At 73.6% G+C, this 12,751-nt stretch carries 7 protein-coding genes and 1 tRNA gene; 2 read left to right on the top strand and 6 right to left on the bottom strand.

Translation table 11 applies throughout. The features are described 5' to 3' along the window. Positions 1-30 precede the first annotated feature (30 nt). Both CHC04_RS15920 and CHC04_RS15925 read right to left on the bottom strand, forming a co-directional pair. Entirely contained in the window at positions 31-1,374 is a 1,344-nt protein-coding gene (locus CHC04_RS15920; RefSeq protein WP_089404917.1) for an ABC transporter substrate-binding protein, read from the bottom strand. Positions 1,375-1,538: 164 nt separating this feature from the next. After that, positions 1,539-2,141 (bottom strand): ANTAR domain-containing response regulator, encoded by a 603-nt coding sequence (locus CHC04_RS15925; RefSeq protein ID WP_089404918.1) that lies wholly within the window; start codon positions 2,139-2,141, stop codon positions 1,539-1,541. An 80-nt stretch (positions 2,142-2,221) separates the two neighbouring features. Here CHC04_RS15925 and CHC04_RS15930 point away from each other — a divergent pair. Further along, positions 2,222-2,298: transfer RNA gene (locus CHC04_RS15930), tRNA-Leu, on the top strand. Positions 2,299-2,509: 211 nt separating this feature from the next. After that, complete coding sequence (locus CHC04_RS15935) at positions 2,510-4,201, top strand: aminotransferase class V-fold PLP-dependent enzyme (protein ID WP_245817300.1); 1,692 nt, start codon at positions 2,510-2,512, stop codon at positions 4,199-4,201. Here the strand turns inward: CHC04_RS15935 and CHC04_RS15940 are convergent. The 4 genes from CHC04_RS15940 to gltB form a co-directional block, all read right to left on the bottom strand. Then, positions 4,179-5,021, bottom strand: a complete 843-nt coding sequence (locus CHC04_RS15940; RefSeq protein WP_089405039.1) for an acyl-CoA thioesterase — start codon at positions 5,019-5,021, stop codon at positions 4,179-4,181. The genes CHC04_RS15935 and CHC04_RS15940 overlap by 23 nt on opposite strands. Before the next feature lie 29 nt (positions 5,022-5,050). Further along, on the bottom strand, positions 5,051-6,466 hold the full coding sequence (pyk, locus tag CHC04_RS15945) for a pyruvate kinase (RefSeq protein WP_089404919.1): 1,416 nt from the start codon (positions 6,464-6,466) through the stop codon (positions 5,051-5,053). Between the two features lie 88 nt (positions 6,467-6,554). Further along, complete coding sequence (locus CHC04_RS15950; RefSeq protein WP_089404920.1) at positions 6,555-8,042, bottom strand: glutamate synthase subunit beta; 1,488 nt, start codon at positions 8,040-8,042, stop codon at positions 6,555-6,557. Then, positions 8,035-12,699 carry a glutamate synthase large subunit gene (gltB, locus tag CHC04_RS15955; RefSeq protein WP_245817302.1) on the bottom strand — a complete coding sequence of 1,555 codons (4,665 nt, stop codon included), beginning with the start codon at positions 12,697-12,699 and terminating at the stop codon, positions 8,035-8,037. Before gltB ends, CHC04_RS15950 begins: the two co-directional genes overlap by 8 nt. Between the last annotated feature and the right edge of the window lie 52 nt (positions 12,700-12,751).

A 12,751-nucleotide genomic window follows, 5' to 3' on the forward strand; every position in this document is an offset into this window, starting at 1 on the left:
GCTGTGCTCTCACAGCGCTCCCAGGGGCGCTCAGCGCTGCGGGCCGATGCCCTGGTCGTTGAGGCCCTGCAGGATCCGGGAGGACTCCTCGAAGCCGATCACGATGATGGCGTCGGGGTTGAAGTCGACCATCTGCTGGACCTCGGCGTCGAAGTTCGCCGCCTGCGGGTCGTAGGTGATGGAGACGATGTCGTCCTCGGACAGACCGGCGCTGACCAGGTTGTTCTTGGTGTTCTCCGCGAGCCCGGTGCCGTAGGGGTCGTTGAGGGCCAGGATCCCCACGGTGTTGTTGCCGTCGGCGATGATCAGGTCGGCGAGGGCGCGGGCCTGCAGCGTGTCCGGCGGGGCGGTGCGGAAGTACAGCCCGTTGTCGTTGTAGGTGGTGAACTGGTCGGACGTGTTCGCCGGCGAGAACTGCAGGACACCGGCGCCGGTGATGGCGTCGATGACCGTGAGGCTCACGCCCGAGGACGCCGCACCGATGATCGCGTTGACGCCCGACTGCAGCAGCCGGTCGACGGTCTGGGTGGCGGTGTCGGTCGAGGCGTCACCGGAGTCACCCTCGACGAGCTGCACCGGCTGGCCCAGGACGCCGCCCGCGGCGTTGATGTCGTTGAGCGCGAGCTTGGCGCCGGCGACCTCCGGCGGGCCGAGGAAGGCCAGGTTGCCGGTGAGCGGCAGCAGCGTGCCGATGACCAGCGGGCCACCGGTCGTGCCCGCCGGGGCGTACGCCGGGCCCTCGTTGGTGGTGGCGTTGGCCTCGTCGCCGGCGATGACGAACTCGGTGGCGTCGCTGTCGAGCTGGTTGTCCTCGCCGAACTGCAGCAGGCCGAAGCTCGCCGCGGCGGGCTCACCGGCGTCGGTGAAGGCCAGCGGGCCGGAGATGCCGTCGTAGTCGACGTTGCCGCCGGCGTTGATGATGTCCAGGCAGGCCTGGAAGTCCTCGCACTTGTCGCCGCCGGCGGTGATGCCGTTGACGTACTCCTTGAAGACGTTGGCGTCGTTGGTCCCCGCCGCCTGGGCGGCCAGCGCGGTGACGATCACCGCGTCGTAGGTCTCACCCGCGTAGTTGTAGTCCTGCAGGTTCGGGTCGACCTCGAGCAGCCGGTCGGTGAAGTCCGAGCCCAGCTCGGTGAGGGGCGTGGTGCCCTTCATGCCGGCGAGCGCGCCCTGCTCGGTGAAGTCCTCACCGAGGGCGTTGCCCATGTTGCCGTCGGTGCCGTAGATGTTGACCTGCTTCTCGCCGCTCGCGGCGTCGCCGCCACCGCCGGAGCCGCCGCCGGAGTCCCCGTCGTCCCCGCCACCGCAGGCGGTGAGGGCGATCAGGGCGGCGGACGTGACGGCGATGCTGCGGGCGTAGGTACGCGTGCGCATCCAGCAACTCCCAGTTGTCGTACGTCGGGTGCGGGGGCCGGGCGCGGACGCGCCGGCCCCGTCAGTCCGCAGAACGTAACCGCTGCCACAGGGAGCGGAAGTGGGTGAGCGGAGACCGTGACGAGGTCGTGACCTGCACCGATCACCCAGGTCACCGCTGTCACTCAGGAGGGTGCACCCTCCGCGGGGGTCGCGTCGCCGGCCAGGATGCGCTCGGCCAGCGCCTTCATCGACGTCCGCTCGTTCATGGCCGTGCGCTGGATGGACCGGAACGCCTCGGCCTCGGTGATCCCCTGCTCGGCCATCAGCCGGCCCTTGGCCTTCTCGACGACCTTGCGGGCCTCGAGCCGCTCCTCGAGCGTGCGGACCTCGCCGTCGAGGGCGGAGATCTCGGTGAACCGGGCGCGCGCCACCTCGATCGCCGGCACCAGGTCGTTCTTGGAGAACGGCTTGACCAGGTAGGCCATGGCGCCGGCGTCACGGGCCCGCTCGACCAGCTCGCGCTGGCTGAAGGCGGTCAGCACGATGACCGGCGCGATCCGGTCCGAGGCGATCTGCTCGGCGGCGGCGAGGCCGTCGAGCACGGGCATCTGGATGTCGAGGATGACCAGGTCGGGGCCCAGCTCGCGGGCTCGGTCGACGGCGGTCTGCCCGTCGCCGGCCTCGGCGACGACGACGTAGCCCTCCTCCTCCAGCATCTCCTTGAGGTCGAGGCGGATGAGGGCCTCGTCCTCGGCGATGAGGACCCGGGTCGGCTCGCTGCTCACGGGCGCAGAGCCTAGCGACGACGGCTGGCAGTGGCTGCACGGTTACGCTGGCCGCGCCGTGACCCCGGTCGCGGCGGGCAGCCCCCGTACCCCAATCGGCAGAGGGAGCGGATTCAAAACCCGCGCAGTGTGCGTTCGAGTCGCACCGGGGGCACCAGGACACCGCGGTCCTCCGGACCGCACCGCGGCCAGGCGCCGTCCCCGACCTGCGCTGAGCCGCACCCGGCGCTCGACCGCGGGGGCCTCCGGCCCCCACTCCTCTCGGCGCACCCGCAGGGCGGGTCACGTCCCGGCGTCCTCGTCCTGCGTCGCCCCGCTCCTCGCGGACCCCTCCGTGGCCCACTCGTCGCGGGCAATACGGTGGGCGGGTGAGCGAGCCCGTCCCCCACATGACCCCCGAGCAGTTCCGGCAGCACGGTCACGAGGTGGTCGACTGGATCGCCGACTACTGGACGCGGGTGCAGTCCTTCCCCGTCCGCTCGCGGGTGGCGCCGGGCGACGTCCGCGCCGCGCTGCCGCCGTCGGCCCCCGAGCAGGGCGAGCCGTTCTCCGCGCTCCTGGCCGACCTCGATGCCGTCGTCCTCCCCGGGGTCACCCACTGGCAGCACCCGGGCTTCCTCGCCTACTTCCCGGCCAACACCTCCGGCCCTTCCGTCCTCGGCGACCTGCTGTCGGCCGGCCTCGGCGTGCAGGGCATGTCCTGGGTGACCAGCCCGGCGGCCACCGAGCTCGAGCAGCACGTCCTGGACTGGCTGGTCGACCTCCTCGGCCTGCCTACGTCCTTCCGCTCGACCGGCAGCGGCGGCGGCGTGGTGCAGGACTCCAGCTCCGGTGCCAACCTGGTCGCCCTCCTGGCCGCGCTGCACCGCGCGAGCGGCGGCGGCACGGTGCGCCACGGCGTCGACCCGGACCGCGCGACGGTGTACGTGAGCGCCGAGACGCACTCCTCGATGGAGAAGGCGGTGCGCATCGCGGGGCTGGGTACCGACGCCATCCGCGTCGTCGAGGTCGACGGCGACCTCGCGATGCGCCCGGCGGCGCTCAGGGCCCGGCTGGAGCGGGACACCGCCCGCGGGTACACGCCGGTGCTGGTCTGCGCGACGGTCGGGACGACGTCGACCACCGCGGTCGACCCGCTGGCCGAGCTCGGGCCGATCTGCCGCGACGCCGGCGTCTGGCTGCACGTGGACGCCGCCTACGCCGGGGTCAGCGCCGTGGCGCCCGAGCTGCGGCCGCTGCAGGCCGGGGTCGAGTGGGCCGACAGCTACACCACCGACGCGCACAAGTGGCTGCTGACCGGCTTCGACGCCACGCTGTTCTGGGTCGCCGACCGCGCCGCCCTCACCGGCGCGCTGGCGATCCTCCCCGAGTACCTCCGCAACGCCGCCACCGAGGCCGGCGCGGTGGTCGACTACCGCGACTGGCAGATCGAGCTCGGCCGCCGGTTCCGGGCGCTCAAGCTGTGGGCGGTGCTGCGCTGGTACGGCGCGGAGGGGCTGCGCGCGCACGTGCGCTCCGGCGTCGCCCTCGCGCAGGAGCTGGCCGGCTGGGCGGAGGCCGACGACCGCTTCGACGTCGTCGTCCCGCACCCGCTGTCGCTGGTGTGCCTGCGGCCCCGCTGGCCCGCCGACGTCGACGCCGACGTCGCCACCATGACCCTGCTCGAGCGGCTCAACGACGGCGGCGAGGTGTTCCTGACCCACACCACCGTGCGCGGGCAGGTGGTCCTGCGGGTGGCCATCGGCGCGCCGGCGACGACCCGCGCGCACGTGGAGCGGGCGTGGGCGCTGCTGTGCGAGGGCCACGACTGGCTGGCCGACGACTTCGCCGAGGCCGCCGCCGAGCGCGCCCGCGCCGAGGCCGAGCGCAGGGCCGAGGCCGAGCGCAGGGCCGAGGCCGAGCGCAGGGCCGAGGCCGAGCGCAGGGCCGAGGCCGAGCGCGCCGCGGAGACCGAGCGCGCCGCCGAGGCGCGCGAGCCCGCGACGACGGACACCACCGAGGACGCCGAGGAGGGCGCGCAGCCGGTGGAGGCCGCCGTCACTCCCCCAGTGACCGGATGAGCCCCTCCTGGGCGACGGTGGCCACGTGCGTGCCGTCGGCGGCCCAGATGCTGCCGAAGCACAGCGCGCGGCCGGCCGTGGCCGCGGGGCTGTCGGTCTCGTAGAGGAACCAGTCGTCGGCCTGCACCGGCGCGTGGAACCAGACGGCGTGGTCCAGGCTGGCCCCCACGTAGCGGCCGCCCCACCCGCCGCCCACCCGCGCCAGCCCGGCCGACAGCAGCGTCAGGTCGGTGACGAAGGTGAGCGCGGCCGCGTGCACCCCGGCGTCGTCGGGCAGCCGGCCGGCCACCCGGAACCAGGCGTGCGACTGGGTGTGCGGCGGGGTCTTCGGGTCGGGGGCGAACGGGTCGGCCAGCGGCCGCTGCTCCACCGCCCGGCTGATCTCCAGTGCCGGGGCGGCCAGCGCGCCGTGGCCGGCGGCGTGCTCGGCGAGGGAGCGCAGGTCGTCCGGGCCGGGCACCTCGGGCATCGGCCGGGCGTGGGTGACGACGGCGGGCTCGCCGGCGTGGAAGTCGGCGGTCAGCGCGAAGACGGCGACGTCCTCCCCCCGGCGCCGCTGGCAGGCGATGACGCGGCGGGTGGCGAAGGACCGGCCGTCGCGGATGCGCTCGACGGAGTAGCGCAGCTCCTCGTGCGGGTCACCGGGCCGCAGGAAGTAGGAGTGCAGCGAGTGCACCCCGCGCTCGGCCGGCACCGTGCGCACCGCCGCCATCAGCGCCTGCGCGGCCACCTGGCCGCCGAAGATCCGCTGCAGCCGGGTCGTCGGCGTCTGCCCGACGAAGACGTCGGGCGACCGCTCCTCGAGGTCGAGGACGCTCATGAGGGCGGCGGCCTGGGACCCGCCGCCGGTCACGAGTCGGTGCCGACTTCGTGGACGCGGATGAGGTTGGTCGAGCCGACCGTGTTCGGCGGGCTGCCGGCGACGACGACCACCCGGTCGCGCTCGCGCAGCCGCCCGATCGACAGCAGCGAGAAGTCGACCTGGCGGACCATGTCGTCGGTGTGCTGCACCGACTGCACGATGAAGGTCTCCACCCCCCAGGACAGCGCCAGCTGGCTGCGCACGCGGGCGTCGACGGTGAAGGCCAGCAGCGGCTGGCGGGGGTGCAGCGCGGCCAGCCGGCGGGCGGTCTCCCCGGTCTGGGTGAAGGTGGCCAGCGCCTTGACGTCGAGCGCCTCGCCGATGTCGCGAGCGGCCCGGACGATCGCCCCGGACCGCGACCGGGAGCGCCGGGTCAGCTCGGGCACCCACCGGTCGTCGCCCTCGACGGCGGCGATGATCCGCTCCATCGTGCGGACCGCGCCGACCGGGTAGCGCCCCACCGAGGTCTCCCCGGACAGCATCACCGCGTCGGCGCCGTCGAGGACGGCGTTGGCGACGTCGGAGGCCTCCGCGCGGGTGGGCCGGGAGTTGCCGATCATCGACTCGAGCATCTGGGTGGCCACGATGACCGGCTTGTTGCGCTCGCGGGCGGCCTGCACGGCGCGCTTCTGCACCAGCGGGACCTGCTCGAGCGCCAGCTCCACGCCGAGGTCGCCGCGGGCCACCATGATCCCGTCGAAGGCCTCGACGATCGCGTCGAGGTTCTCCACCGCCTCGGGCTTCTCCAGCTTGGCGATGACCGGGAGGGTGATGTCCTCCTGGCGCATGATGTCGCGGACGAGCTCGACGTCGGCCGGCGAGCGGACGAACGACAGCGCGACGAAGTCCACCGACAGGTGCAGGGCGAAGCGGAGGTCCTGCTCGTCCTTCTCCGACAGCGCCGGGACGCTCACCGCGACGCCGGGCAGCGACAGGCCCTTGTTGTTGGAGACCTCACCGCCCTCGACGACCAGGCACCAGACGTCCGGGCCGTCGACGGAGACCACCGACAGCGCGAGCTTGCCGTCGTCGACGAGCAGCCGGTCACCGACGCGGGCGTCGTTGGCCAGGCCCTTGTAGGTGGTCGACACCCGCTCGGCGGTGCCCTCGACGTCCTCGACGGTGATGCACACCCGGCTGCCGGTGGCCCAGTGCACCGGGCCGTCGGCGAAGGTGCCCAGCCGGATCTTGGGGCCCTGCAGGTCGGCGAGGACGGCGACGGCGTGGCCGGTGGAGTCCGAGGCCTTCCGCACGTTGAGGTAGGCCTGCTCGTGGTCGGCGTGCGACCCGTGGCTGAAGTTGAGCCGGGCCACGTCCATCCCGGCCTCGACGAGGGCGGTGATCTGCTCGAGGGAGCTGGTGGCCGGGCCCAGGGTGCAGACGATCTTCGCGCGGCGGGACATGCCCGAGACGCTAGTAGAAGGACCCTCCCGCTCCCCACCGGCTCGCGAGCTCACCGGCGGGCCCCTGCGGGAGGGCCGTTCCATCCCGTCACCGGAGTGCGACCGCCGTCGGGGTGACCGGCCGGGGCAGCATGCTGCTGCCGGTCAGCCACTGGTCGACGGCGCCCGCGGCGGCGCGGCCCTCGGCGATGGCCCACACGATCAGCGACTGGCCGCGGCCGGCGTCCCCGGCGACGAACACGCCGGGCACGGAGGAGGCGAACTCGTCGTCGCGGACGACGTTGCCGCGCCCGTCGACGTCGAGCCCCAGCGCCTCCACCAGGCCCTCGCGCTGCACGCCGGTGAAGCCCATGGCCAGCAGCACCAGCTGGGCGGGCAGCTCGCGCTCGGTGCCCTCGACCTTCCGGAACCGGCCGTCGACCTGCTCGACCTCGTGGAGCACCAGCGCGCGCACGCGGCCCTCGTCGTCGCCCAGGAACCGCTCGGTGCTGACCGAGTACAGCCGCTCGCCGCCCTCCTCGTGCGCGGAGGACACCCGCATGACCATCGGGTAGGTCGGCCACGGGTTGCCGGGCGCCCGCGTCTCCGGGGGCGCCGGCATGATCTCCAGCTGGGTCACCGAGCGGGCGCCCTGCCGGTGGGAGGTGCCCAGGCAGTCGGCGCCGGTGTCGCCGCCACCGATGATGACGACGTCCTTGCCCTTGGCGGTGATCGGCGGGTCGTCGAGCTCACCGAGCGCCTGCCGGTTGCCGAAGGGCAGGAACTCCATCGCCAGGTGGATGCCCTCGAGCTCGCGGCCGGGCACGGGCAGGTCGCGGCCGACGGTGGCCCCGGCGGCGAGGACGACGGCGTCGTGCCCGTCGCGCAGCTCCTCGACCGACAGGTCGCCCGGACCGCTGCCGCCGACCTCGACGCCGGTGACGAAGCGGGTGCCCTCGGCGCGCATCTGGTCCAGCCGCCGGTCCAGGACGGCCTTCTCCATCTTGAACTCGGGGATGCCGTAGCGGAGCAGCCCGCCGATGCGGTCGGCCCGCTCGTAGACGGTGACGTCGTGCCCGGCGCGGGTGAGCTGCTGGGCGGCGGCCAGCCCGGCCGGCCCGGACCCGACGACGGCGACCCGCTTGCCGGTGCGCTCGGCGGGGGCCTGCGGCTCGACGTACCCCCGCTCGAAGGCCTGGTCGATGATCTCCCACTCGATCTGCTTGATCGTGACCGGGGACTCCTGCAGGTTCAGCACGCAGGCGCCCTCGCAGGGCGCCGGGCACAGCTTCCCGGTGAACTCCGGGAAGTTGTTGGTCGCGTGCAGCCGCTCGATCGCGTCGCGCCAGTCGTCGCGGCGGGCGAGGTCGTTCCACTCCGGGATGAGGTTGCCCAGCGGGCAGCCGTGGTGGCAGAACGGGATGCCGCAGTCCATGCACCGGGCGGCCTGCTGGCGCAGCGCCGCGACGGGGTAGACGCCGTCCTCCCCGTTCTGGCGGGAGAGGTAGACGTCCTTCCAGTCGAGGATGCGGACGTCGACCGGCCGCCGGGGCGGCAGCGCCCGCTCGTACTTCAGGAAACCCGTCGAGTCAGCCACGTGCGGCCTCCATCACAGCTCGGTCCACGTCGGTGCCGGCGGCCTCGGCGGCGCGCCGGGCCTCGAGCGCGCGCCGGTAGTCGCGCGGCATGATCACGCTGAACTGCCCCGACCAGCGGCCCCAGTCGGCCAGCAGCGCGGCGGCCACCGGCGACTCGGTCTCGGCCTGGTAGCGCACCAGGACCTCCCGCAGCCACTGGGCGGACTCGACGTCGAGCGGCTCGACGTCGACCATCTCGGGGTTCACCCGGTGCCGGGCCAGGTCCAGCACGTACCCGACGCCACCGGACATGCCGGCCGCGACGTTGCGGCCGGTGGGCCCCAGGATCACCGCGCGGCCGCCGGTCATGTACTCCAGCGCGTGGTCGCCGACGCCCTCGACGACGGCCAGCGCCCCGGAGTTGCGCACGCAGAACCGCTCGCCGACCCGGCCGCGCAGGAACACCTCCCCGCCGGTGGCGCCGTAGCCGATGACGTTGCCGGCGATGACGTTGTCCTCGGCGGCGAAGGTCGCCTCGCGGGCCGGGCGGACGACGACCCGCCCGCCCGAGAGCCCCTTGCCGACGTAGTCGTTGGCGTCGCCGAACAGCCGCATGGTGATCCCGCGGGGCAGGAACGCGCCGAAGGACTGGCCGGCCGACCCGGTGAAGGTCAGGTCGATGGTGTCGTCGGGCAGGCCCTGCCCGCCGAAGCGGCGGGTGACCATCGAGCCGAGCATGGTGCCGACGGTGCGGTTGACGTTGCGCACCGGCAGCTCCAGGCGCACCGGCCGGGCGTCGAGCAGCGCGCCCTCGCACAGCTGGATCAGCGTCTGGTCGAGGGCGAGGTCGAGGCCGTGGTCCTGGGTGCGGACCGCGCGCCGCGGCGCACCCTCGGGCAGCTCGGGCAGCGCCAGCGCCGGCGAGAGGTCCAGCCCGCGGGCCTTCCAGTGGTCGACCGCCTGGCGGGTGTCGAGCAGCTCGACGTGGCCGACGGCCTCGTCGACCGAGCGGAAGCCCAGCTGGGCCAGGTACTGCCGCACCTGCTCGGCGAGGAACTCGAAGAAGGTGACCACGAACTCCGGCCGCCCGGTGAACCGCTTGCGCAGCTCGGGGTTCTGGGTGGCGACGCCGACCGGGCAGGTGTCGAGGTGGCAGACCCGCATCATGATGCAGCCGGAGACCACCAGCGGTGCGGTCGCGAAGCCGTACTCCTCGGCGCCGAGCAGCATCGCGACGACGACGTCGCGGCCGGTCTTCATCTGCCCGTCGACCTGCACCACGATCCGGTCGCGCAGGCCGTTGGCCAGCAGCGTCTGCTGCGTCTCGGCCAGGCCGAGCTCCCACGGCGAGCCGGCGTGCTTCAGCGAGGTCAGCGGCGCCGCGCCGGTGCCGCCGTCGTGCCCGGAGATCAGGACGACGTCGGCGTGGGCCTTGCTGACCCCGGCCGCGACCGTCCCGACGCCGACCTCGGCGACCAGCTTGACGTTCACCCGCGCCTGGTCGTTGGCGTTCTTCAGGTCGTGGATGAGCTGCTTGAGGTCCTCGATCGAGTAGATGTCGTGGTGCGGCGGCGGGCTGATCAGGCCGACGCCGGGGGTGGAGTGCCGGGTGCGGGCCACCCACGGGTAGACCTTGCCGCCGGGCAGCTGCCCGCCCTCGCCGGGCTTGGCGCCCTGCGCCATCTTGATCTGGACGTCGTCGGCGTTGACCAGGTACTCGCTGGTCACCCCGAAGCGGCCGCTGGCCACCTGCTTGATCGCCGAGCGGCGCAGGTCGCCGTTGGGGTCGGGCACGTACCGGTCGGGGTCCTCGCCGCCCTCCCCGGTGTTGGACCGCCCGCCGAGCCGGTTCATGGCGATGGCGAGGGTCTCGTGCGCCTCCTGCGAGATGGAGCCGTAGCTCATCGCGCCGGTCTGGAACCGCTTGACGATCTCGCTCGCCGGCTCGACCTCCTCGATCGGCACCGGCGGCCGCACGCCCTCCTTGACGGCGAACAGCCCGCGCAGGGTGGCGGCCTCCTCCGACAGCCGGTCGACGGTGTCGGTGTAGCGCTGGAAGACCTCGTACTGCCGCGAGCGGGTGGCGTGCTGGAGCAGGAACACCGTCTCGGGGTTGAACAGGTGCACCTCGCCCTCGCGGCGCCACTGGTACTCACCGCCGGTCTCCAGCCGGCGGTGGGCGCGCTCGGTCGGGTTCTCCGGGTAGGCGCGCCGGTGCCGCATGGCGACCTCCTCGGCGAGCACGTCCATGCCGACGCCGCCGAGGGGACAGGAGGTGCCGGTGAAGTACTCGTCGACGACGTCCTGCGACAGGCCGACCGCCTCGAAGATCTGCGCCATCGTGTACGAGCCGACGGTGCTGATGCCCATCTTGCTCATGACCTTCAGGACGCCCTTGCCCAGCGCCTTGACGACGTTGCGGACCGCCTGGGCCGGCTGCACGCCGGTGAGGACGCCGTCGCGGATGAGGTCCTCGATGGACTCGAAGGCGAGGTAGGGGTTGACCGCGGCCGCGCCGTAGCCGAGCAGCAGCGCGACGTGGTGCACCTCGCGGCAGTCGCCGGACTCCACGACCAGGCCGACCTGCATCCGGGTGCGCTCGCGCACCAGGTGGTGGTGGACGGCGGCGGTCATGAGCAGCGACGGGATCGGGGCGCGCTTCTCGTCGCAGTCGCGGTCGGAGAGCACGATGATCCGGGCCCCGGCCGAGATGGCCCGGCTGACCTTGGCCCGCAGCTGCTCGACGGCCTCGACCAGCGCCGGGCCGCCGCCGGTGACGTCGAAGTGGCCGGTGATCCGGACGGCGGCGAAGCCGGGCAGGTCGCCGTCGTCGTCGATGTGCAGGATCTTGGCCAGCTCGTCGTTGTCGATGACCGGGAAGGGCAGGTACACCTGCCGGCAGGAGGCCGCGCCGGCCGAGAGCAGGTTCTGCTCGGGGCCGAAGGTGCGGCCCAGGCTGGTCACCAGCTCCTCGCGGATGGCGTCCAGCGGCGGGTTGGTCACCTGCGCGAACAGCTGCCCGAAGTAGTCGTAGAGCTGCCGGGAGCGGTCCGACAGCGCGGCGATCGGGGTGTCGGTTCCCATCGAGCCGATCGGCTCGGCCCCGGTGGAGGCCATCGGGGTGAGCAGGACCCGCAGCTCCTCCTCGGTGTACCCGAACAGCTGCTGGCGGCGCACCACCGACTCGTGGCTGGGGCGCGCGCGCCGCCGCTCGGGCAGCGAGGGCAGGTGCACCAGGCCGGCGTGCAGCCAGTCCTCGTAGGGGTGCTCGGCGGCCAGGGCGCCCTTGACCTCCTCGTCGGAGACGATCCGCCCCGAGGAGGTGTCGACCAGGAACATCCGGCCCGGCTGCAGCCGGCCCTTGGCGACGACGTCGCCGGCGGGGATGTCGAGCACGCCGGTCTCGCTGGCCAGGACGACGAGGTCGTCCTTCGTGCGCAGCCAGCGGCCCGGGCGCAGGCCGTTGCGGTCGAGGACGGCGCCGATGAGCGTGCCGTCGGTGAAGGCCACGCAGGCCGGCCCGTCCCAGGGCTCCATGATCGAGGAGTGGAACCGGTAGAACGCCCGCCGGGCCGGGTCCATCTCGTCGTGGTTCTCCCACGCCTCCGGGATCATCATCAGCACCGCGTGCGGCAGCGAGCGGCCCGACAGGTGCAGCAGCTCGAGCACCTCGTCGAAGGTGGCCGAGTCGCTGAAGTCGCTGGCGGTGACCGGGAAGACGCGCTCCAGGCCGAGCTCGCGCGCCGGGCCGGCGGGGCCGTCGAACAGGTCGGTCTCGAGCTGGGCCTCGCGGGCCCGCATCCGGTTGCGGTTGCCCTTGATGGTGTTGATCTCGCCGTTGTGGGCGATGAACCGGAACGGGTGGGCCAGCGGCCAGCTGGGGAAGGTGTTGGTGGAGAACCGGCTGTGCACCAGCGCGATCGCCGACTCGTAGCGCTCGTCGCGCAGGTCGGGGAAGAACGCGGGCAGCTGGTCGGTGGTGAGCATGCCCTTGTAGGTCAGCGTCCGCGACGACAGCGAGACCACGTACAGCGAGCTGCCGGCGTCGCGGGCCTCCCGCTCGGCGCGCTTGCGCAGCACGAAGGAGCGCCGCTCGAGCCGGGTGACGCCGTTGACCGCGCGCGGGCCGCCGAACGCGGCGGCGTCGGCGCGGGCGCCCATGGTCTCGGCGACGAACAGCTGCGCGAAGTGCGGCATGACCGCGCGGGCGGTGGGACCGAGGTCGGCGCCGTCGGGGTCGACCGGGACGTCGCGCCAGCCGAGGACGGTCAGCCCCTCCTCGGCGGCGATCCGCGCGACGTCGGCCTGGCGGGCGGCGCGCTCGCCGGCGTCGAGGGGCAGGAAGGCGATGCCGACGGCGTACTCGCCCAGCGGCGGCAGGTCGAAGTCGACGGCGGCCCGCAGCAGCGCGTCGGGCACCTGGGTCAGGATGCCGGCGCCGTCGCCGGAGTTGGGCTCGGCGCCGGCCGCGCCGCGGTGGTCGAGGTTGTGCAGCGCGGTGAGGCCGGCGGCCACGATCGCGCGCGAGCGGCGGCCCCGGGCGTCGGCCACGAACGCGACACCGCAGGCGTCGGAGTCGTTCGCCGGGTCGTAGAGGCCGGCGGTCGGCGGCGTGGCCGAGAAGGGCACGGCCGGGCCGGTGGTGGTGCGGGTGGCGGGGGTGCGGGACCCGGACATGGTCACTCCCGTCGTCGGCTGCCGCGCCGTCCTCGCGGAGGACGGCGCGGGA

This window comes from Geodermatophilus saharensis (genome assembly GCF_900188205.1).
GTDB lineage: Bacteria > Actinomycetota > Actinomycetes > Mycobacteriales > Geodermatophilaceae > Geodermatophilus > Geodermatophilus saharensis.